Here is a 21,816-nt window from a genome sequence, read left to right as displayed (position 1 = left end):
TAGCTTACTTTATTTTTTTGTTATCGTAAAAACTGTACTACGCACCATCTTATTTCCTTGACTATAACGCTCATTTCGAACAAGGCTGACAAGTTCTCTATCGCTATTATACACACTATGACAGTGCTCTTCACCATTCAACTCTTTCTCTACATTCAGCTTCCATTTCTCTTTTAGCTGTTCTAATTCAGCTGCGTTTTTCTTTCCTCTTCCTTGTATTGTTCTTCCTTTTTTTGTTTGTTCAATCTGATAATTGCAATGGGAACTCCCTACTTTTGTATACGTATCTGTATCATCGTTTTTGATATACTCTCCTAGATTGTGCTTGATCCAGTGATAAAAAAACGAATCCTGTTCAATTTTCCTTATCAATTGCTGTTCGCTTTTAACCAGTTGATCTAATTGAGCGATTAATCCCTGAATACGCATACCTTCATATCGCTGCACTAGTTTAAATTGTAATGTGGTTATCCAATAGTTCTGGATTTCTTTTAAATTGACAATCTTTTTTATTTCTCCATTGTTGTTTATCGAGAGATGTAACTCCTTCCAAAGCGTACTCGTCAACTGTAACGCTTCTATATAAGGATTATCGATAACTGGAAATACAATTTGAGGGGTACGTTTTATGATGTAATAGGTATTGAGCCAACCGTCAACTTTTTTGATTTCCGTAGTATAGCGAATCTCTTGTTGTTTATCACCATTGACAATCTTACTCACAACGTCGTACTCTACTAGTGTATTTAAAAACGAAAAACACAGGTATATCTTCTCATCCATAAGACTTAAAACATTTTTACTTTTTTAGTACTGAGCATTTCTACTTCACCACTCGAGGACAACTGCAGATTATCTCTTGTTGCTTCTATACGACCTATCTGACTGGTAACAAAGTACTCTTTGGTTTTTATATGCGTCTGAGTGCTAATCTGAGCGTAATTGTTTTTGGCTGTTAGAGTAAACGTTTCTCCTGCCGTTTGATCGATATTTCCTTCTGCTTGTATCGTGACATTCTCACCAGCGTGCATTGCAATATTCTCACTGGCTTGAAATTGTATATTTTTTGCTGTAAGCAGAATATTTTCTGGGGCAGATAGAGTAATACTTTTTCCAGTTGTATCTAGTACAATATAGTTTCCACTGGCATCAAAAATCTCGATGGATTCCTCTTCCGTAAACTTTAGGGTATGACCACTGCGCGTTTGAATACTCTTGATCTGGTTATTGATCCCTCCTCCTGAGGCATTGCCTCCGTGAAATAAGCTCCCCATCACAAAGGGACGATCCGGGTGATTTCCGACAAAACCCACCATCACTTGATCGCCTTTTTCAGGTATAAAAACCATACCACGGTTTGTTTTTACTTGGTCACTACTACCTGCATCTCCACTCATCACTCGGAGGAACTCGGTTTGTTGACTCGTGTCTTGCCAGCTAAACTGCACTTGCACGCACCCTTTCCCTTCGGGATCTTCATTGTTAACCACCGTACCTATTTGAGTTTCTGTGATTGGCGCCGTAAAAATAGGCTGAGGAATATACCCCGTTTGTGCATCTACGGCTTTAAACTTTCCGCTATACTGACCTAAGGCATCTACAGTATGTTCTATGTCTGTAATAATCAAAGTTGTAAAGTGACTACTTACTTTTTTGTTGGGTTGCAACATGTTTAGTTCAACCACACAGCCAGGATATAGAAAGGGAATTGTGGTAACTCCCGTAGTGACAAACACCTGAATTCCCTCATGGCCAATTAGGCCGCGTTGAGCGTACAAAATATCTTGATTGGTGGAAGCATTCAGTGGGGCTTGCTGTAAAGAAGGGGCTTTAAAAATTTCTTTGGATCGCGCGTAAGACGACTTAGCCAAAGTGCCTTTTACTCCTAAATCCGTTGTAGTTGCTGCTCGTAAATGTTCATGGGTAAAACTGTTATATCCATAAAAATCGCGATGGATATGGCGGGCCTGTATGCCTATTTCTACCTGACTCACATCGCGTCCATAAACCAGAGAGATAGGTTTTTCTCCTTGAGGCAACTCCCCAAAATGAAGAACTTCACCATCATAAAAAAACTGTTCTCCGTGCATAGCCGCTAAACGCGACAAATAATTATAAGCTGTTTCATTATACTGACAACTATAAGCAATATTAATTCTTCTAGATAAGTTGATTTTAGACTGAAACAAGCGATTCTGATGATAGCCCTGGTCGAGAATCTTATTCACAATATAATTTAATGGATCGGGAGTTCTTCCTCCGAAACTCTGTAAATGAGGTGCTTGATCCAGAAGAATGGTAGGACTACTTCCTTTGAGAACCAAGTAACCTTCACTGCCATGTCCTTGTTCAAAATTGACTTGGGTAATTACCCCTGAAAAAAAACGCTCGGGTTTATCTACCAAATTCTTATAGCGAATAGAAACCAAAAGGCGTTTGCCCAATAGTTTTTGAGCCTCATCCATATGATATGTCTCTTTGTTTCCTAAGCAATCGTGACTAAAGGATACCGTAAACGAATGATGAGTCTGAGTACTTTGTATAAGCTCAAAACTTTTGTAGTGAATCAATTCTTTCCCCTCGGCTATAAACTTGACCTCTACTAATTGATTTACCCCAGGTATATAGTGCTGGGCAATGGCTGCTGCATTACTATTACTGGATAAAGGCCTAGTAGAAAACAAAGCATCTTCTGCTGTTGATCTTCTATAGGTTGAAAACAGATCCTCCATGGTGTGTGATGTATAGAATGATTAATAAAATAAGAAGCAGGTGTAAAATAATCCAGCTCCACTACAGGCAAGTATCTCTTTCTTGTTAAATACCCAAGTTGACGAACCTGTTTGTTAACTCTGCATGACAAAAGCTGAAATCAACCTAAGTAAAACGAATAACAATACTTTCTTTCAACCCAAGCATTTGCATGCTGGATGGGTATAAAAAACAGAGAAACAACTTTCTTATTTTCAACAGCGACAAGCTAATAATGACAATGTCGCTAATGCTAACTCTTATATTTATACAAATAGCAAGAATCAATCCGAAACTAGGGTTAAAACAATTTATATGTGGTTTGAGTATGTAATTACAATCCTTTCTTTGTTTTTTGATAGAAATAAAGGATTCAATTCTTGGAGTGCTTCTTAATTCTATAAATTTTGCTCACATTTAGGATTATTGATTTACTTCAACTAAAAAGGAACTATCTCAAAAGGTTAAGCAACTTATCATCCCAAACTATTGTTGAAGGTTTTAGTTTATGTCTATATAACTACTATTTATAGTAGTCGAAAAATAGAAATAACTTGTATTTTATGTGGCTTAGTGCTATTCGTTTTCCTAATCCCAATACCGTCAATCGTTTTTGGAAATTTAAAGCCCAACCATGGTTTTAAAAGATTTAGGTATAGAGGTAAAGAAAAATAAAAATTGAATGGGATTACAATTGCACGAAATCTTAGAAAGAGTCCCCCATAAAAAGGTTCTTTTGCTCTTTAAGCGAAATAGTACGATGAAATTCTCTTGTAGAATTTTAAAACAAAAAATACAACTTTTAATAAAGCACAAAAAAAAAGGGCTGTCTCTATGTACTTAGAGGCAGCCCTTTTTTTATTTTGAATCTAGGATTATCCTAAAACTTCTTTTACTTTTTTCCCGATTTCAGCAGGAGAATCAACTACGTGGATTCCACATTCTCTCATGATTCTCTTCTTAGCAGCAGCTGTATCATCAGCTCCACCAACAATAGCACCTGCGTGTCCCATTGTTCTTCCTACTGGTGCAGTTTCTCCAGCGATGAATCCGATAACTGGTTTTTTGTTTCCGTTTTCTTTGATCCATCTTGCAGCATCAGCTTCTAACTGTCCTCCGATTTCACCAATCATAATGATTGCTTCAGTTTCTGGATCAGCCATTAACAATTGTACTGCTTCTTTTGTCGTAGTTCCAATGATTGGATCTCCACCAATTCCGATTGCCGTTGTAATACCTAATCCTTCTTTTACTACTTGGTCAGCAGCTTCGTAAGTTAAAGTACCTGATTTAGAAACGATTCCAACAGTTCCTTTTTTGAATACAAAACCTGGCATAATACCAACTTTAGCTTCACCTGGAGTGATTACTCCTGGACAGTTTGGTCCTACTAATCTACAATCTCTATCTTTAATGTAGTCATAAGCTTTAATCATATCAGCTACTGGGATACCTTCAGTAATACAAATAATTACTTTGATACCAGCATCTGCAGCTTCCATAATAGCGTCTGCAGCAAATGCAGGCGGTACAAAAATGATTGATGTATCTGCACCAGCTTTTTCAACAGCATCTGATACTGTATTGAATACTGGACGATCTAAATGGGTTGTTCCACCTTTTCCTGGAGTTACACCACCTACAACGTTTGTACCATATTCAATCATCTGAGAAGCATGAAAAGTACCTTCGCTTCCAGTAAATCCTTGAACGATTATTTTTGAATCTTTATTTACTAAAACACTCATGATCTTGTTTTTATTTATTTTTAAAACTTACTTCCTACAAAAATAAACAATTCTAATCAGCTTTGAAACTTTTTAGTTGCAATCTTCGCTAAATAAGCCTAACTATTAACGATTAATTATCTATTTTTTTGGTCCACTCTAGTTGTTCTCTAATCGCTTTAGATCTTCTAAAATAGACGGTATTCTTTTAGTATTAGCCAACTGTTTCAGTTTCTCTCTAGATTCTTCAGCAGGAGAACCAAAGTAAACTTTTCCTCCTTCTAAGCTCTTAGAAACTCCCGATTGTGCTAAAATAACTGCTTTTGCACCAATTGTAATTCCACTTGTTGTTCCTACCTGTCCCCAAAGTGTTACTTCATCTTCAATCACAACACATCCCGCAATTCCTGTTTGAGCAGCGATTAAACAACGTACACCAATAACAGTATCGTGTCCAATATGCACTTGATTGTCAATTTTAGCCCCTTCTTTGATGGTTGTATCACCCGTTACTCCACGATCAATCGTACAAGCCGCTCCAATACCCACATTATCTTCGATTACGACTCTTCCACAAGATACCAAAGGATCAAATCCTTCAGGTCTCTTTTTATAATAGAAAGCATCTGCACCTAAGATTGTACCAGCATGAATAACCACGTTATTTCCAATTACTGTTCCATCATAGATTACAACATTAGGATGAATCAAACAGTTCTTTCCAATTACTACGTTGTTTCCAACAAAAGCACCTGGTTGAATTACTGTTCCTTCTCCAATTACCGCATCTTTTGCTTGTAATTGTGTTGCAGGTTTGAATGGATTAAAATAAGTAGATAACTTATTAAAATCTCTAAATGGATCGTCTGAAATTAACAAAGCTTTTCCTTCTGGACACTCTACATCCTTATTGATTAGAATAATAGTCGCATTTGAATTTAAGGCTTTATCATAGTATTTAGGATGATCCACAAATACAATTTCTCCTTCTTGTACCACGTGAATTTCATTCATTCCGTATACAGGAAAATCAGCTGATCCTACAAATGTACAACCGATAATTTCAGCTATCGTTTGTAAATCTTGAACTTTTGAAAAACGCATCTTCTCTACTTAGACTATTCTTTGATACGTTCGATGTAAGAACCTGTAGCCGTATCGATTTTAATTTTATCCCCTTCGTTGATAAATAAAGGTACGTTTACAGAAGCTCCTGTTTCAACTGTAGCTGGTTTAGTAGCATTCGTTGCAGTATTTCCTTTTACTCCTGGCTCAGCATATGTTACTTCTAAAATCACAGAAGCAGGCATATCAACAGCAAGAGGCAAATCTGTCTCTGTATTAATTTGAACCATTACCATTTCTCCTTCTTTTAATAGTTCAGGAGCATCTAAAATATCTTTCAATAATGTAATTTGTTCGTAAGATTCAACGTTCATAAAGTGAAACTGATCTCCTTCTGGATATAAGTATTGGAATTTATGTGTTTCAACACGTACTGTTTCAATTTTATGACCAGCAGAAAATGTATTTTCCAACACTTTTCCATTTGTCAAACTCTTCATTTTTGTTCTAACAAATGCAGGTCCTTTTCCTGGTTTCACGTGTAAGAATTCTGTAATCTTATAGATGTCATTGTTATGACGAATACACAAACCATTTCTAATATCTGAAGTTGTTGCCATTTTTTAAGTCTTTATTTTATTATTAATACATTCCTGAATATCCACGCATAATTCCTCTTGAACTATTGCGAACAAACATCAAAATTTCATCTCTTTCTGGAGTTGCTTCCATTTCTGTTTCTATAATTTCTAGTGCTTGACTTGTATTATAGTTCTTTTGAAATAGAATTCGATAAATCTCTTGAATTTCTCTAATTTTTTCTGGTTCGTACCCTCTTCTACGCAGACCAACAGAGTTGATACCCGCATAAGAGATTGGTTCCCTTGCCGCCTTAATATAAGGAGGTACGTCTTTGCGAACTAAAGTACCACCTGTTACAAAAGAGTGAGATCCAATTGTACAGAATTGATGTACGGCTACTAAACCTGCTAATACAACAAAGTCTCCAACTGTTACGTGTCCAGCCAAAGTACTTGAGTTAGAGAAGATACAGTTATCTCCAATAATACAATCGTGTGCAATATGGCTATACGCTTGAATCAAACAGTTCTTTCCAATTACTGTTTTATATCTGTCTTTTGTTCCTCTGTTGATGGTTACACACTCGCGAATGGTTGTATTGTCACCAATTTCAACAGTTGTTATTTCACCCTCGAATTTTAAATCTTGTGGTTCTGCAGAAATCACCGCACCAGGAAAAATTTTACAATTCTTACCGATACGCGCACCTTCCATAATCGTTACGTTAGATCCAATCCAAGTTCCCTCACCAATCTCTACATTATTGTGAATCGTAGTAAAAGGTTCAATTACAACATTACGTGCAATTTTTGCACCTGGATGTACATATGCTAAAGGCTGATTCATACTTGTTCGTTTAATTTTGTTTTTTTACTATTTGTGCCATCAACTCTGCTTCTGTGGTAATTTTACCATTTGCATAAGCTGTAGCTTGCATATGACAGATGCCTCTTCGAATTGGCGTTAAAAGCTCTAATTTAAAAACTAAAGTATCTCCTGGAAGTACTTGATTTCTAAATCGAACGTTATCTATTTTCATAAACAACGTAATATAATTTTCTGGATCCGGCACGGAACTTAAAATTAAGATACCTCCAGTTTGAGCCATTGCTTCAACAATAAGCACACCTGGCATTACAGGAGCACCAGGGAAATGTCCTACGAAAAACGGTTCGTTCATCGTAACATTTTTCAACCCTACTACCTGCTTATCAGTCATCTCCAAAATCTTATCTACTAATAAGAAAGGAGGTCTGTGAGGCAATAAAGACATGATTTTATTCACGTCCATTAAAGGCTCTTGATTTAAATCATACGTAGGTACTTGGTTGCGCTTATCATTGCGAATAATCTTCGACATTTTCTTAGCGAAATTCGTATTTACAGCATGTCCTGGTTTATTAGCAATAACTTTACCGCGAATACGCATTCCGATTAATGCTAAATCCCCAATTACATCTAACAATTTATGTCTTGCTGCTTCGTTTGGATAATGTAAAGTCAAATTATCTAAAACCCCATTTGGTTTTACGCTAATTTCCTCTTTTCCGAATGCTTTTTTCAAATGTCCCATTGTTTCCGTAGAAATTTCTTTATCTACATAAACAATTGCATTATTCAAATCACCTCCTTTAATCAATCCATTCGCTAACAAAGCTTCTAATTCGTGTAAAAAGCTAAATGTACGCGCTTCAGAAATTTCCACTTTAAAATCATTCATATCTTTTAAAGTAGCATTCTGTGTACCTAAAACTTTTGTACCGAAATCTACCATGGTTGTTACTTGGTAACTATCTGCTGGCATTACAATGATTTCACTACCTGTTGCCTCATCTACATAAGAAATTACTTCTTTTACGATGTACTCTTCTCTTTCTGCATCTTGCTCAACAACACCTGCTTTTTCAACAGCTTCAACAAAATACTTAGATGACCCATCCATAATAGGTGGTTCAGATGCATCTAGTTCAACGATCACATTATCAAGATCGCATCCTACAAAAGCAGCTAATACGTGTTCTGTCGTTTGAACGCGAACTCCTTTTTTCTCTAAGTTTGTACCTCGTTGTGTATTAACAACATAATTTGCATCTGCTTCAATAATGGGATGCCCTTCTAAATCCACTCTGACAAAAGTAAACCCATTGTTAATTGGAGCAGGTTTTAATGTCATAACAACATTTTGCCCTGTGTGCAATCCAACTCCTTCTAAGGTAACTTCACTTTGGATGGTTTTTTGCTTAACCATAATAAAATCTTTTTGTATTTCGATAGGTTATTATTTTTCGTTTTTTAGTGCTTCTAGATCATCTACTATTTTTGGTAGATTTCTAAAATGACTGTATGATTTCAAGAAATCGGTATGTCCGATAGCCGGCGACCCTTGAACTGCGATATTCGACTCTAAATTCTTTGTTACACCTGATTGTGCTTGGATCTTAACATTGTCACCAATTGTCAAGTGTCCTACAATTCCTACTTGTCCACCAATCATACAGTTTTTGCCAATTTTTGTTGATCCTGCTACTCCTGTTTGGGAAGCAATAACCGTATTTTCACCGATTTCAACATTATGAGCAATTTGAATTTGATTATCTAACTTAACGCCTTTTCTGATAATCGTTGACCCTAATGTAGCGCGATCAATTGTCGTTGCAGCACCAATTTCAACATTATCTTCAATAATAACATTTCCTATTTGCGGCACCTTACTATATGTTCCATCGCCATTAGGCGCAAAACCAAATCCATCAGATCCAATGATCGTTCCCGCATGAAGCGTACAACCTGATCCGATAATTGATTCGGAATACACACGCACTCCTGCAAATAAAACCGTATTGTCTCCAATTACTACATTATCTCCAATAAAGGTATTAGGATATACTTTTACGTTATCCCCAATCTTGGTATTTTTTCCTACATAGCAAAAGCTTCCTAAATATAAATCCGTTCCATAGGTAGCCCCTTCTGAGATTACACTTGGTTGTTCAATTCCAGACTTCATCAACTTCACTTGGTTATAATATTCCAATAGTTTTGAGAAAGCTTTGTAAGCATCATCAACTTTAATTAATGTTGCCTCCACCTCATGTTCAGGTTCAAATGTTTTATTTACAATGACAACTGATGCTTGGGTGGTATAAATATAATGGACATACTTTGGATTGGCTAAAAACGAAATAGAGCCCTTTGTCCCTTCTTCAATCTTAGCTAATGTAGATACCTCTTCTTGAGGATTCCCAACTATTTCTCCTCCTAATACTGACGCTATTTGTTCTGCTGTTATTTTCATCACCGCAAAAATATAAAATATAATTGAAAATTAACTTTCAAAAACGCTTTTTGGATAACAAACGAAGCGCTTTGTCACCTCTTTGGTTAATGCTTTGAGATTTAATTGATCCGAAACAGACAAAACATCTGCAACTTGCCCATCTTTTCTCACAATCATAATAGGTTCCTTATCCTTGCTATAAGCCTGATTACTAACCTTTCCTTTAAAAACAAAGTAGCTCGCCCATTCCGCTGAAATTTTATTTTTAGCCTGAACGTCTTCTAAGCGTTTTTTCAAATTTTCTTTAACTAATTTCTTGTCTTCTATAATTTCTATGCGCAACAATTTTCGATTGACAATCATCTTACTCAATTGAGACAAGACAAAATCATCGTGAAACTGCCACGATTTTAATGCACTAACGATATCTGAATCATCCAACAAGGCAAATTGATCCAAGGCCGTTTGTTCAAAGTCTTCAAACGCTCCTTTGTGTTCCAAGAAAAACAACAAGGCTTGGCTGCCCCAAAGTTTTGTTCCTTTATGCACCAACTCCTTAGCTCTCTTCAAAACACGAACCAATATCAATTCTGCACAAACACTAGTTTTGTGTAAATAAGCCTGCCAATACATCAAACGACGCCCAACCAAGAACATCTCTACAGAGTAAATCCCTTTTTCCTCTACAACCAGTTGGTCATCTACCACATTGAGCATCTGAATCAATCGCTCTGAATTGATATCTCCTTCAGCGACTCCACTGTAAAAACTATCTCTTTTCAAATAATCCATACGATCCATATCCAACTGACTTGAAATCAATTGCAACATAAATTGGCGATGGTATTCTCCTTTGAAAATTTGAATAGCTAAATCGAGTTTTCCGTCGAATTCTTTATTTAATTGATGCATAAAATAAAGGGAAATTGCCTCGTGATGCACTCCTTCCACAATACTTTCTTCCATTGCATGAGAGAAGGGTCCATGTCCTATATCATGTAATAATATAGCAACATATAAGGCTGTTTCCTCATCATCAGAAATATCGATATTTTTAAAACGAAGTACTTGTACCGCTTTTTGCATCAAATGCATACAACCTAAAGCGTGGTGAAAGCGAGTATGATGTGCCCCTGGATAAACCAAATAAGACACTCCCATCTGAGAAATCCTTCTTAATCTTTGAAAATAAGGATGTTCTATCAAATCATAAACGAATGAATTGGGAATAGAAATAAATCCATAAATTGGATCGTTCAGTATTTTTAATTTATTACTTGTAATCAACGATGATAAATTATTTTGTACTACATAAAACAAAGATAACAATATAATAAAAAGCTACATCCCTTTTTAAAAAAAAGATGTAGCTTTTATATCAATGGTTTTAAAACAACCTTATTATTCTTCTAAATCGATTTGAAAACTTCCTAAAAATGCAATTGTTTTTTCAATGTCATAATGCAAGATGCGATCTTCAGAAACAAAAGGCACTTCTTCGCGGTATGATTTAATAAACGACTCAATAAATTCACTTGATTTAGCAGGTCGTCTAAAATCTAAAGCTTGAGCAGCATTAAATAATTCAATTGCTAAAATACGTTCTAAATTATCAATAATACGCAACGTTTTAGTAGCCCCATTTGCCCCCATACTTACGTGATCTTCTTGTCCATTACTCGAAACAATACTATCCGTACTCGTTGGGTTTGCTAAATGTTTATTTTGACTTACAATACTCGCTGCTGTATATTGAGGAATCATAAAACCCGAATCTAATCCTGGATTCGAAACCAAGAAAGCAGGCAATCCTCTTAAACCTGAAATCAACTGATAAGTACGTCTTTCAGAGATATTCCCTAATTCAGCCAATGCAATTCCGAGAAAATCAAATGCTAACGCCAAAGGTTGTCCATGGAAGTTCCCTCCAGACACTACTAAATCGTCTTTATAAAACACATTTGGATTATCCGTTACTGAATTAATTTCTGTTTTAAACACTTTCCCAACATATTCGATTGTGTCTTTTGAAGCTCCATGCACCTGCGGAATACATCTAAATGAATAAGGATCTTGAACGTGCTCTTTAGGACGTGAAATTAATTCTGACCCTTCTAACACCTCGTTAAAGAAAGAAGCAGTTTCAATTTGTCCACGGTGTGGTCTAACATGGTGAATCAATTCATTAAATGGCTCAATTCTTCCATCAAACCCCTCTAAAGAAACTGCACCGATTAAATCTGCCAGATAAGACATTTTCTTTGATTTAATCATCACATAACACCCGTATGCACTCATGAATTGCGTTCCATTCAACAAAGCCAGCCCTTCTTTTGATTTCAGTTGAATCGGCGCCCACCCCATTTTTTCTAACACTTTGCTAGCTGGTTGTCTAAATCCTTCATACATCACTTCTCCTTCTCCAATCAACGGTAAAGTTAAGTGAGCCAAAGGCGCTAAATCTCCAGATGCCCCTAAAGAACCTTGCGTATATACTACGGGTAAAATATCGTGATTAAAGAAATCTACTAATCGCTCTACAGTCTCTAATTGAACCCCAGAATTACCGTAACTCAACGACTTCACTTTCAACAACAACATGATTTTCACAATCTCTTCTGGTACAATTTCACCTGTACCACAAGCATGAGATTTCATCAAATTCTCTTGTAATTTCGTTAAATCATTATCGTTAATTTTGACATTACACAAAGATCCAAATCCAGTATTAATTCCATAGATTGGGTCTTTTTGCGTTTCCATTTTATTGTCCAGATAAGCACGACAATTTACAATATTCGCACGTGCTTCTTCTGAGATATCCAACTTTTGATTTTGCGTAATAATCTCATTTAATTTTTCAATTGTAAATACATCTGAACTTATATAATGTACTGTTTCCATAATTTTATTGGCTCTATTCTTTTATTTATTATCTTGTAAATATCAAATTATTTGGGGTAGACTCACCTTCACTCCATGCATATCCCTCTAAATTAAATTTCTTCAGTCCTTCCACATCTTGAATGTCATTATCTATAATATAACGCACCATCATTCCCCTTGCTTTTTTTGCGTAAAAACTAATCGTCTTTAATTTCCCCTCTCTCAATTCCTTAAACTCAGGAACTACAATAGAGGCTTTTAACTTTTTCTGATCGATAGCGCTAAAATATTCATTACTCGCTAGATTCACCAGAACCTCACCCTCAACCATCTCCTTATTCAAGTAATCGACAATAATGGGCTTCCAAAAAGCAGGTAGACTCGATTTATCTCCAATCGACATTTTAGTTCCCATTTCCAAGCGATACGGCTCAATTTCATCCAGCGGACGCAAAATCCCGTATAGTCCAGATAAAATACGCAAAGACTCCTGCAAACGCGCGATTTTATTTTCTGACAGTGAATAAGCATCTAGCCCCACATAAACATCTCCACTAAAAGCATAAACCGCCTGCCTAAAATCTGCTTCGTTTTTTTTAGTTTTCTTGTAGATTCTCTCTTGATTTCTTTGCCAATTTAACTCCGCTAAATTACTTGAGATTTTCATTAACTCCATCAACTCCACTGGTGTTTTTTCTTTCAACACAGCATTGATTATCTTGCTTTCTTTTACAAATAAAGGCTCTGTATTAGCTGTAAAAGGCACTTTTGTATTATAATCCAAGCTCTTAGCAGGTGACACAACTATCTTCATCTTATTTTTTTTTCAAATATAGCCATTCTTCGCTTAATCTTCTTTCAATCCAAAAATCTTTCGCCCAATAGATTTCAACAATTTAACTCCATCGCGTTTATCTTTTTTTACTTCTTTGACCCCCAACTCTCCTTTTTCATCAATGAAAAATTTGTAACTAAAAGCAAATTGCACCTCTTCACCTTCTTCTTTTAATACACCAAAACGCAGATCGTTGAAATAAATCTCATTATTCACTTCAGAAAATGTATAGTACCCCTCAGAAAGCCGAACCAAACGATGAATTAAATAGTGTTTTTCTAAACTACCGATAACCTCTCTATTCTTCGGATATTTTTTAAACTCAATAGGATTCGAACCAAAGAAGGAATACTCTCCAATTAGAAAATCATCTTTTGTTTCCACAATGGCAGTCCACAGAATAGTATTCATAATAGTAGGTTTCACCGACATTGCATTATAAGCGATATGTTGCTTGTCTAAGGCCCCCGTAAAACTGTAAAAAGCAACCGCCTTAAGCAATAGCGTAAGTCCTAGATAAGCACTACTAACATAAAGTCCTAAACGATTCAAGTACAATCGACGCTTCATATTGGTTTTTTCTCGCATTGATCGAAGGAGAAAAAACAAAAAAGGCAAGGTATAAAGAGGATCAATAACGAAAATCGATTTAAAGGCAAAAGAATAATCCAAAGGCCATAAGACGCGCGTCCCCCAAGTTGTAAAAACATCTAACGCAGCATGTGTAAAGAACCCCCAAAAGAAGAGCCAAACGCCCTCTTCATAGGTTACTCCTTTTTTCTTTTCAAACCAGTACAGCAGAAATCCAAAAAGGAAAGCGCCTAAAATGGCAAATAATATAGAATGTGTAAATCCACGATGGAATTCCAAAGCACTTATTGGATCAGTAAAAAAGATGGCCAAAACGTCTAAATCAGGAATAGTTCCTGCAATAGCACCATATAAAACAGCCTTATTCTTTAACTTCTCTCCTAAAAGTGCATTTCCCACAGCACCACCTAAAACAATTTGAGTCAGCGAATCCATTTTTTAATAATATAAAAAACGAATATAAAAAAAAACTGCACAAAGGCAGTTTTTTATTCATTTACTTTTTTAAAAAATTGACTACAATTCTTTAAAAATTGTATGCATTAATCGTTTTTTGTCATTGATACTTTCTTCCAAAGAAATCATTGACTCTGTTCTGTACACTCCATCAATATCGTCAATCATATAGATAACTTCTTTGGCATGACGTGTATTTTTCGCTCTAATTTTACAGAACACGTTGAATTTACCAGTAGTTACGTGAGCAACTGTCACGTATGGAATTTCATTAATACGCTCTAAAACAAACTTAGTTTGCGAAGTATTATGTAAAAATATTCCGATATAAGCAATAAATGCATATCCTAATTTTTCATAATCAAGTGTCAACGAAGAACCTTGGATAATTCCAGCATCTTCCATTTTTTTCACACGTACGTGAACCGTACCTGCTGAAATTAATAATTTCTTAGCGATATCTGTAAAAGGTACTCTCGTATTATCGATCAGCATATCTAAGATCTGGTGGTCGATTTCATCTAAACGAAACTTACTCATAAATCAATTATTTATGTTAATTCTAAATCTATATTTCAGTACAATAATAATAAAAAAAAATCTTATTTATTCAAAAAATAGCAATTATACCTATTTTTTTAATAAATAATTAACCTCTTCACCTGATAACGCTACAACATCCTCAAAATTTTGATCTAAAATTTGCTTTGGCTCTTCAATGAAAGATTTCAAAATACAATCTTTTTCTATTAATGTATGCCCAAATTTACTTCCTTTTTCATCAATATCCACAATAATAGGACAAAATTTAACACTTCCATCCGTTAATACCTCTTTATATTGAATTTTCGCTAGAAATTTTCTTTCTAAAGTAGGTAGTATTATACTTTTCAATTGAACATCACAGAAACTCTTTGTATTCTCAGGAAGTGAAAAATAAGCATCCAAAGCATACTCCTTATATCTATTCGTTTCTGCCAAAACATCCAACACGCGCAACAAGCTCGCACAGACTAGTGCTCTTGTATTTTCCCTTTGATAATCAATCCCCCAATGCCCAGCCTCTATTAATATAGTAGGAATCCCCATAGCTTGTGCATAATCACCAATACAATTCAAATTAAATGCATCATCAAAACGCCCTATATGTCCAGGAGCCATTTCTTGCACCACTTCATTCATAGCCACAATCAACTGAACAGCCTTTTTTCGAGTCTCATTCATCTCTCTTTCTGCATTAAAAGCAGGTGCCAAAAATGATATTGCTGCTGATTTTCCCGTGTCACCTACTCCAAAAATACTGCGTTGATCATGTAAATTAAAAGCAAAATCAGGTTGTATTTCCTCCAATAATTGACGCAATAATTTACTTTCAGGTTGACTTAACTCTACAGAATCTCGATTCAAATCCACTTGATTTGCATTCACTCTTGTGTAATAATGCGCCCCATCTGGATTTAAAATCGGAACAATTGTAAGCGTAAATTGCTTACTCCATTCGGCGATTTTTTCCGTTTGAGATTCATTTAAATAGTGAAGTAAATCTACTACCGCTTTTGTTGTTGTCGATTCATTTCCATGCATCTGAGACCACATCAAAATCTTCGTTTTCCCCTGTCCAAATTGCACAGCATAAATGGATCGATTTTCTACTGATTTCCCTACCACCTCAACCTTAAAGTAATCCTTTAAGTCGATAAGAAAATTAGCTATCTTTTCATTGGTTATATAGCGTCCTGAAATAGTTGGTACTTGATAAGCTATCGCTAGTTGTTGTTCGTTCATTCTCTGGTTCTGTTTACAATATTACAAATGTAAACATTTCATTTTTTACATTTGTAAACATTGATTTTCTTTTTTTATTTTACAATTGTCAACAATTTACACCGACTCTTTTCCAATGAATACTCTAAGATTTTACAAAACTAGAATAAAACTTGTTTTGATTTAATTATCAATCTTTTAGTATCTATCACTTAAACTTAAACTACAATACAGCACTCGCTAAATTTCGTTGTATACATTTGTTAATTCATTATTTTTGTTACATTTGTAAACTATTCGACTTAAAAATATACATTTGTATCCATGGAAAATTTTGTAAACCGATTGGAATTTTTACTTGAGCATTTCGAACTATCTGCCTCAGCTTTTGCGGACAAAATTGGCGTTCAACGCTCGAGTTTATCTCATATTTTATCTGGTAGAAATAAGGCAAGCTTGGATTTTATTTTAAAGATAAACGATACATTTCCTGAACTAAATCTCGAGTGGTTAATCAAGGGAATTGGCTCCTTCTCGGGTGAAAAAAAACAGGAGATTTTCACCTCCAAATCAGTAGATTTATTTTCAAACGGAAGTCAAGTTGAACCTCAAAATCCCCTACTTACCCCTGCCGTTTCAGAGGCAAAAAAAGAGGTTATTTCTCCAAAACCAATTCCCGATTTTTTCACATCAACAGACATCGAACAAATTGTCGTGTTTTACAAGGACGGAACTTTTATCACATACAAGCCTAGATAAAAAATATTTAAATAAAAAAACATTATTTAGTTTTCTCTAAAAACATAAATTACATTATTTACAAATAAAAATTAGTCTTTTATAAAAAATAACATCTGAATAAATAAATTTCACTTGATGGCAAATTGCCATTTGCCCCTACGTATTCTCTTTTCCAATTATTATTCAGGGTAACGGGCAAATTGCCATTTGCCCCTACGTATTCCCTTTTCCAATTATTATTCAGGATAACGGGCAAATTGCCATTTGCCCCTACGTATTCCCTTTTCCAATTATTATTCAGGGTAACGGGCAAATTGCCATTTGCCCCTACGTATTCCCTTTTTCCAATTATTATTCAGGGTAACGGGCAAATTGCCATTTGCCCCTACATGTTCCCTTTTTCCAATTATTATTCAGGATAACAGGCAAATTGCCATTTGCCCCTACGTATTCCCTTTTTCCAATTATTATTCAGGATAACAGGCAAATTGCCATTTGCCTCTGCGTATTCCCTTTTTCCAATTATTATTCAGGATAACAGGCAAATTGCCATTTGCCCCTACGTATTCTTTTTTCCAATTATTATTCAGGATAACAGGCAAATTGCCATTTGCCTCTGCGTATTCTTTTTTCCAATTATTATTCAGGATAACGGGCAAATTGCCATTTGCCTCTGCGTATTCCCTTTTTCCAATTATTATTCAGGATAACAGGCAAATTGCCATTTGCCCCTACGTATTCTTTTTTCCAATTATTATTCAGGATAACGGGCAAATTGCCATTTGCCCCTACGTATTCTTTTTTCCAATTATTATTCAGGATAACGGGCAAATTGCCATTTGCCCCTACGTATTCTTTTTTCCAATTATTATCCAGGGTAACGGGCAAATTGCCATTTGCCCCTACATGTTCCCTTTTCCCCTTTCCAATAAAAAAAGAATCCATAATATTTTTATATACCAGTTTTTTTTTGTCAATTAGCGTATGACAGAAGGGCAACTTCTACCAACTAGGTATACTTTTTGCCTTAGTTCATGTATCAAACAAATAATCACCTAAATTCAGTTAATATGGACGAAAATTTTTCACAAGAAATAAAAGATGTTATTTCCTTTAGCAAGGACGAGGCATTACGTCTAGGTCATGATTTTATAGGAACTGAGCACTTTTTGTTAGCCTTATTGAGAATTGAGCAAGGTGAAGCGTCAACAATTCTCCAAAATTTAGAAGTAGACATTGATTTTTTACGACATAAAGTTGAGAATTTAACACCTTATTCAGCGACAAAGACAGCAGTAAACGAGAAGGGATCACTATATCTTACCAAACAAGCGGAGCGCGCTTTGCGTTTAACCTACTTAGAAGTAAAGGTATTCAAGAATATAGAAGTAACATCTGCGCATTTGCTTTTGTGTATTTTAAAGAACAATGAAGATCCTATTACTCAAATCCTCAATAAAATGAATGTGGATTACGAAAATGTAAAGAAATATTATGTAGAATTTCTTTCTGAAGAAGCAAAAGAATCGGATAGTGAAGATATCTTCCACAGTCCAAAAGCAGAGACTTTTGAAGAATCAGGACAAAATGACAGTTCTAGCAGTAAAAAGTCTGACACCCAATCAACTCCACCAAATAAAAAGAGTAAAACGCCAGTTTTAGACAATTTTGGTAGAGATTTAACAGAAATGGCAATTGAGGGAAAACTAGATCCTGTTGTTGGTCGTGAGAAAGAAATTGAGCGCGTTTCACAAATTCTGAGTCGAAGAAAGAAAAACAACCCATTGTTAATCGGTGAACCAGGAGTTGGTAAATCGGCCATAGCAGAAGGGTTGGCTTTAAAAATTATTCAGAAGAAAGTTTCTCGTGTTTTATTCAACAAACGCGTCGTGACGTTAGATTTAGCGAGCTTAGTTGCAGGAACAAAATACAGAGGTCAGTTTGAGGAGCGCATGAAAGCGGTGATGAATGAGTTAGAAAAAAACACAGACATCATTTTGTTCATTGATGAAATCCACACCATTGTTGGTGCAGGTGGAGCAACCGGCTCACTGGATGCATCTAATATGTTCAAACCTGCTTTAGCAAGAGGAGAAATCCAATGTATAGGCGCGACTACACTAGATGAGTTTAGACAGCATATTGAAAAAGATGGTGCTTTAGAACGTCGTTTTCAAAAAGTATTAGTAGAGCCTACTTCAGTAGATGAGACTATTACTATTTTACACAATATCAAAGACAAATACGAAAGCCACCACAACGTAAGTTATACGGATGAGGCAATTGAAGCTTGTGTAAAGTTGACGAACCGTTACATGACAGATCGCTTTTTACCAGACAAAGCAATTGATGCATTGGATGAAGTAGGATCACGTGTACACATTACCAATATCAATGTACCTCAAAACATACTGAGTTTAGAACAAGAGTTAGAAGATGTTCGCGAGAATAAGAATCTAATGGTTCAAAAACAAAAATATGAAGAGGCGGCAAATTTAAGAGACAAGGAAAAAACCATCGAGAAGGAATTGGAGATTGCGCAAGAAGCTTGGGAAAAAGAGGTTAAAGACAATCGCATTCTCATCTCCGAAGACGATGTTGCAGACGTTGTATCCATGATGACGGGAATTCCAGTAAATCGAATTGCAGAAAAAGAAATAACGAAATTGGCGAATCTTCCTGCTATTATCAAGGGAAAAGTAATTGGCCAAGACGAAGCCGTTGGCAAAATAGCCAAAGCGATTCAGCGCAACCGCGCGGGATTAAAAGATCCGAACAAACCGATTGGATCCTTTATCTTCTTAGGTCAAACTGGTGTTGGTAAAACGCAATTGGCCAAAGTTATTGCGAAAGAGCTTTTTGACTCAGAAGATGCCTTAATTCGCATTGACATGAGTGAATACATGGAGAAATTTGCTTTATCTCGTTTAATTGGGGCACCTCCGGGTTATGTTGGATATGAAGAAGGAGGTCAATTGACAGAGAAAATCCGCAGAAAACCATATAGCGTTATCCTATTTGATGAAATTGAAAAAGCACACCCAGACATCTTTAATATGTTGTTACAAGTTTTAGACGATGGTCATTTAACAGATAGCTTAGGACGCAAAGTCGATTTCCGAAATACCATCATTGTAATGACTTCCAATATTGGTGTTCGCCAATTAAAGGATTTCGGTCAAGGTGTTGGTTTTGGTACACAGGCTCGCAAGGAACAAACGGATCAGCACAGCAAATCTGTAATTGAAAGCGCATTGAAAAAAGCCTTTGCTCCAGAATTCTTAAACCGAATTGATGATATCGTGGTATTCAACTCTTTAGAGAAAGAGCACATCCACGCTATTATTGACATTGAATTGGCTAAATTATTCCAACGCATTGACGACTTAGGATATAAGTTAAACCTAACAGACAAAGCGAAGAATTTTATTGCAGAAAAAGGTTTCGACAAACAATATGGAGCTCGCCCATTAAAACGAGCGATTCAGAAGTATATTGAAGATCCAATTGCCGAAGAAATCGTAAATGCCAAATTAACCGTAGGTGACACCATTACGTTGGATGCACCGAAAGACGAAAAAGGAGAGGCTTTACTTATTAAAATAAAAACAAAAAAACCTGCTAATTAGCAGGTTTTTCCTTTTTAAGCCTTAGTAGGAATAGGACTAAAGATAATACACATGTTATTTAAACGTTATTTTTTATTTTTTTATCTTTATTACATCATAGCAATTGCTTTAAAGTAGTACTTTCGCGATTGAATAATTAAATAGAATGGTAGATAAACTCATTGTTGGTAGTGAAGAATGGTGTTCTTTCTCTACATTAAATATCCCTGCGATAAAAGCTCGTGTAGACTCTGGAGCAAAGACTTCTGCTTTGCATGCAGTAAATATCAGTCCTTTTGAAAAAGAAGGTGAAAAATGGGTCAAGTTTGATGTAAATCCCTTACAAAATAACGGTAAAACAATTATACATTGTGAGGCCAAAGTAGTGGATAAAAGAATTGTCAAAAGTTCTAGTGGCTCTAGAGAATCTCGCTATGTGATTCGAACCATACTTGGTTTCGGAGAGACTGCGTGGGACATCGAGTTAACCTTAACCAATAGAGACTCTATGGGGTATCGCATGCTATTGGGAAGAGAAGCCATGGGAGGACGTATTTTAGTTGATCCTGAAAAACACTTCTTATTAGGTCAGCCGACTGTAGAAAAACTAGATGAATATTACAACAAACCCAAAGAAGAGAAAAGTGGTTTAAGAATAGGGTTATTAGCAAGTAATCCTGAATTATACAGCAACAAACGCATTATCGAAGCAGGTGAATTAAGAGGGCATGAAATGCACTTTTTAAATCTAAAATACTGCTATATGAAATTAGATGCAAATCAACCTGAGATTCACTATAGAGGAGGTCGAGTATTGAATGATTTCGATGCAGTAATTCCTCGTATACGACCAAGTATGACCTACTATGGTTGTGCGTTGACGCGTCATTTTGAGTCACTCAAGGTTTACAGTTTAAACAGTGCAGCAGCAATTGCGCAGTCAAGAGACAAATTATTTTCTTTGCAATTACTTCTAAATCACGGCATTGACATTCCTACAACGGGATTTGCTAATTCTCCTTTAGACACCAATGATTTGATCAAAATGGTTGGAGGAAGTCCGTTAATTGTCAAATTATTAGAGGGAACTCAAGGAAAAGGAGTGGTATTAGCTGAAACAAAAAAAGCTGCAGAAAGTGTAATTAACGCATTTAAGAGTTTAAATGCCAACATATTAGTACAAGAATTCATCAAAGAGGCGAACGGAAAAGACATTCGTTGTTTTGTAGTAGATGGCAAAGTTGTGGCTGCTATTCAACGTGAAGCTGTTCCAGGAGAATTCAGAGCCAATATTCACTTAGGAGGTACAGCTTCTATCATTAAAGTAACTCCAGAAGAAAAACGCATTGCGATTCGCGCAGCAAAAGCAATGAATTTAAAAGTAGCTGGTGTTGATATCATCCGTTCAGCAAAAGGACCTTTATTATTGGAAGTAAACTCTTCACCTGGATTAGAAGGTATTGAAGGGGCTACAAATAAAGACATTGCCTCTGAAATGATTAAAGCAATCGAAAAACAAGTTAAATGGTAAGG

Annotated in this window: 18 protein-coding genes; 3 read left to right on the top strand and 15 right to left on the bottom strand. The window is 35.7% G+C overall.

Features of this window, described 5'->3' with window-relative positions:
* Positions 1-9: 9 nt before the first annotated feature.
* From HX004_RS08775 to HX004_RS08710, 14 genes are all read right to left on the bottom strand, one after another.
* Positions 10-783 carry an MCP four helix bundle domain-containing protein gene (locus HX004_RS08775; RefSeq protein ID WP_286442109.1) on the bottom strand — a complete coding sequence of 258 codons (774 nt, stop codon included), beginning with the start codon at positions 781-783 and terminating at the stop codon, positions 10-12.
* A 5-nt stretch (positions 784-788) separates the two neighbouring features.
* Positions 789-2,732: a type VI secretion system Vgr family protein gene (locus HX004_RS08770; protein ID WP_286442107.1), complete on the bottom strand. Its 1,944-nt coding sequence runs from the start codon at positions 2,730-2,732 to the stop codon at positions 789-791.
* Positions 2,733-3,626: 894 nt separating this feature from the next.
* On the bottom strand, positions 3,627-4,499 hold the full coding sequence (sucD, locus tag HX004_RS08765; RefSeq protein ID WP_286442106.1) for a succinate--CoA ligase subunit alpha: 873 nt from the start codon (positions 4,497-4,499) through the stop codon (positions 3,627-3,629).
* A 138-nt stretch (positions 4,500-4,637) separates the two neighbouring features.
* Complete coding sequence (locus HX004_RS08760; protein WP_286442105.1) at positions 4,638-5,582, bottom strand: UDP-3-O-(3-hydroxymyristoyl)glucosamine N-acyltransferase; 945 nt, start codon at positions 5,580-5,582, stop codon at positions 4,638-4,640.
* A 14-nt stretch (positions 5,583-5,596) separates the two neighbouring features.
* Positions 5,597-6,163 (bottom strand): elongation factor P, encoded by a 567-nt coding sequence (efp, locus tag HX004_RS08755; protein ID WP_060873396.1) that lies wholly within the window; start codon positions 6,161-6,163, stop codon positions 5,597-5,599.
* 22 nt (positions 6,164-6,185) lie between these two features.
* Complete coding sequence (gene lpxA / locus HX004_RS08750; protein WP_286442104.1) at positions 6,186-6,971, bottom strand: acyl-ACP--UDP-N-acetylglucosamine O-acyltransferase; 786 nt, start codon at positions 6,969-6,971, stop codon at positions 6,186-6,188.
* Between the two features lie 10 nt (positions 6,972-6,981).
* Positions 6,982-8,373 (bottom strand): bifunctional UDP-3-O-[3-hydroxymyristoyl] N-acetylglucosamine deacetylase/3-hydroxyacyl-ACP dehydratase, encoded by a 1,392-nt coding sequence (locus tag HX004_RS08745; protein WP_286442103.1) that lies wholly within the window; start codon positions 8,371-8,373, stop codon positions 6,982-6,984.
* A 30-nt stretch (positions 8,374-8,403) separates the two neighbouring features.
* Positions 8,404-9,420 (bottom strand): UDP-3-O-(3-hydroxymyristoyl)glucosamine N-acyltransferase, encoded by a 1,017-nt coding sequence (gene lpxD, locus HX004_RS08740; RefSeq protein WP_286442102.1) that lies wholly within the window; start codon positions 9,418-9,420, stop codon positions 8,404-8,406.
* Positions 9,421-9,450: 30 nt separating this feature from the next.
* The gene (locus tag HX004_RS08735; RefSeq protein WP_286442100.1) at positions 9,451-10,689 is read right to left on the bottom strand and encodes an HD domain-containing protein; all 1,239 of its coding nucleotides are present in this window, start codon (positions 10,687-10,689) and stop codon (positions 9,451-9,453) included.
* Positions 10,690-10,803: 114 nt separating this feature from the next.
* Positions 10,804-12,306: a histidine ammonia-lyase gene (hutH, locus tag HX004_RS08730; RefSeq protein WP_286442099.1), complete on the bottom strand. Its 1,503-nt coding sequence runs from the start codon at positions 12,304-12,306 to the stop codon at positions 10,804-10,806.
* Between the two features lie 28 nt (positions 12,307-12,334).
* Positions 12,335-13,102 carry a peroxide stress protein YaaA gene (gene yaaA / locus HX004_RS08725; protein WP_286442098.1) on the bottom strand — a complete coding sequence of 256 codons (768 nt, stop codon included), beginning with the start codon at positions 13,100-13,102 and terminating at the stop codon, positions 12,335-12,337.
* 33 nt (positions 13,103-13,135) lie between these two features.
* On the bottom strand, positions 13,136-14,149 hold the full coding sequence (locus HX004_RS08720) for a metal-dependent hydrolase (protein ID WP_286442096.1): 1,014 nt from the start codon (positions 14,147-14,149) through the stop codon (positions 13,136-13,138).
* An 81-nt stretch (positions 14,150-14,230) separates the two neighbouring features.
* Entirely contained in the window at positions 14,231-14,710 is a 480-nt protein-coding gene (locus HX004_RS08715) for an Lrp/AsnC family transcriptional regulator (protein ID WP_002985664.1), read from the bottom strand.
* 90 nt (positions 14,711-14,800) lie between these two features.
* Positions 14,801-15,955 carry a M14 family metallopeptidase gene (locus HX004_RS08710; RefSeq protein ID WP_286442094.1) on the bottom strand — a complete coding sequence of 385 codons (1,155 nt, stop codon included), beginning with the start codon at positions 15,953-15,955 and terminating at the stop codon, positions 14,801-14,803.
* Between the two features lie 303 nt (positions 15,956-16,258).
* On the opposite strand from HX004_RS08710, the gene HX004_RS08705 reads away from it, so the two are divergent.
* On the top strand, positions 16,259-16,693 hold the full coding sequence (locus tag HX004_RS08705; protein WP_286442093.1) for a helix-turn-helix domain-containing protein: 435 nt from the start codon (positions 16,259-16,261) through the stop codon (positions 16,691-16,693).
* 621 nt (positions 16,694-17,314) lie between these two features.
* Here HX004_RS08705 and HX004_RS08700 read toward each other — a convergent pair.
* Entirely contained in the window at positions 17,315-17,620 is a 306-nt protein-coding gene (locus tag HX004_RS08700; protein ID WP_286442092.1) for a hypothetical protein, read from the bottom strand.
* Between the two features lie 125 nt (positions 17,621-17,745).
* Here HX004_RS08700 and HX004_RS08695 point away from each other — a divergent pair, with 125 nt between their 5' ends.
* Together HX004_RS08695 and rimK are read left to right on the top strand one after the other, a co-directional pair.
* The gene (locus HX004_RS08695; RefSeq protein ID WP_286442091.1) at positions 17,746-20,304 is read left to right on the top strand and encodes an ATP-dependent Clp protease ATP-binding subunit; all 2,559 of its coding nucleotides are present in this window, start codon (positions 17,746-17,748) and stop codon (positions 20,302-20,304) included.
* Positions 20,305-20,449: 145 nt separating this feature from the next.
* Positions 20,450-21,814 (top strand): 30S ribosomal protein S6--L-glutamate ligase, encoded by a 1,365-nt coding sequence (gene rimK / locus HX004_RS08690; protein WP_286442090.1) that lies wholly within the window; start codon positions 20,450-20,452, stop codon positions 21,812-21,814.
* The last annotated feature ends 2 nt before the right edge of the window (positions 21,815-21,816 follow it).

Origin of the sequence: Myroides sp. 1354 (assembly GCF_030324495.1) — a bacterium.
Taxonomy (GTDB): domain Bacteria; phylum Bacteroidota; class Bacteroidia; order Flavobacteriales; family Flavobacteriaceae; genus Flavobacterium.
This window is presented reverse-complemented; position numbering and strand designations above follow the sequence as displayed.

Bases quoted from the DNA above. Each gene is read 5' to 3' on its own strand.
- HX004_RS08775 (WP_286442109.1), bottom strand. From the start codon at position 783: ATGGATGAGAAGATATACCTGTGTTTTTCGTTTTTAAATACACTAGTA.
- HX004_RS08770 (WP_286442107.1), bottom strand. From the start codon at position 2,732: ATGGAGGATCTGTTTTCAACCTATAGAAGATCAACAGCAGAAGATGCT.
- sucD (WP_286442106.1), bottom strand. From the start codon at position 4,499: ATGAGTGTTTTAGTAAATAAAGATTCAAAAATAATCGTTCAAGGATTT.
- HX004_RS08760 (WP_286442105.1), bottom strand. From the start codon at position 5,582: ATGCGTTTTTCAAAAGTTCAAGATTTACAAACGATAGCTGAAATTATC.
- efp (WP_060873396.1), bottom strand. From the start codon at position 6,163: ATGGCAACAACTTCAGATATTAGAAATGGTTTGTGTATTCGTCATAAC.
- lpxA (WP_286442104.1), bottom strand. From the start codon at position 6,971: ATGAATCAGCCTTTAGCATATGTACATCCAGGTGCAAAAATTGCACGT.
- HX004_RS08745 (WP_286442103.1), bottom strand. From the start codon at position 8,373: ATGGTTAAGCAAAAAACCATCCAAAGTGAAGTTACCTTAGAAGGAGTT.
- lpxD (WP_286442102.1), bottom strand. From the start codon at position 9,420: ATGAAAATAACAGCAGAACAAATAGCGTCAGTATTAGGAGGAGAAATA.
- hutH (WP_286442099.1), bottom strand. From the start codon at position 12,306: ATGGAAACAGTACATTATATAAGTTCAGATGTATTTACAATTGAAAAA.
- yaaA (WP_286442098.1), bottom strand. From the start codon at position 13,102: ATGAAGATAGTTGTGTCACCTGCTAAGAGCTTGGATTATAATACAAAA.
- HX004_RS08720 (WP_286442096.1), bottom strand. From the start codon at position 14,149: ATGGATTCGCTGACTCAAATTGTTTTAGGTGGTGCTGTGGGAAATGCA.
- HX004_RS08715 (WP_002985664.1), bottom strand. From the start codon at position 14,710: ATGAGTAAGTTTCGTTTAGATGAAATCGACCACCAGATCTTAGATATG.
- HX004_RS08710 (WP_286442094.1), bottom strand. From the start codon at position 15,955: ATGAACGAACAACAACTAGCGATAGCTTATCAAGTACCAACTATTTCA.
- HX004_RS08705 (WP_286442093.1), top strand. From the start codon at position 16,259: ATGGAAAATTTTGTAAACCGATTGGAATTTTTACTTGAGCATTTCGAA.
- HX004_RS08700 (WP_286442092.1), bottom strand. From the start codon at position 17,620: ATGGATTCTTTTTTTATTGGAAAGGGGAAAAGGGAACATGTAGGGGCA.
- HX004_RS08695 (WP_286442091.1), top strand. From the start codon at position 17,746: ATGGACGAAAATTTTTCACAAGAAATAAAAGATGTTATTTCCTTTAGC.
- rimK (WP_286442090.1), top strand. From the start codon at position 20,450: ATGGTAGATAAACTCATTGTTGGTAGTGAAGAATGGTGTTCTTTCTCT.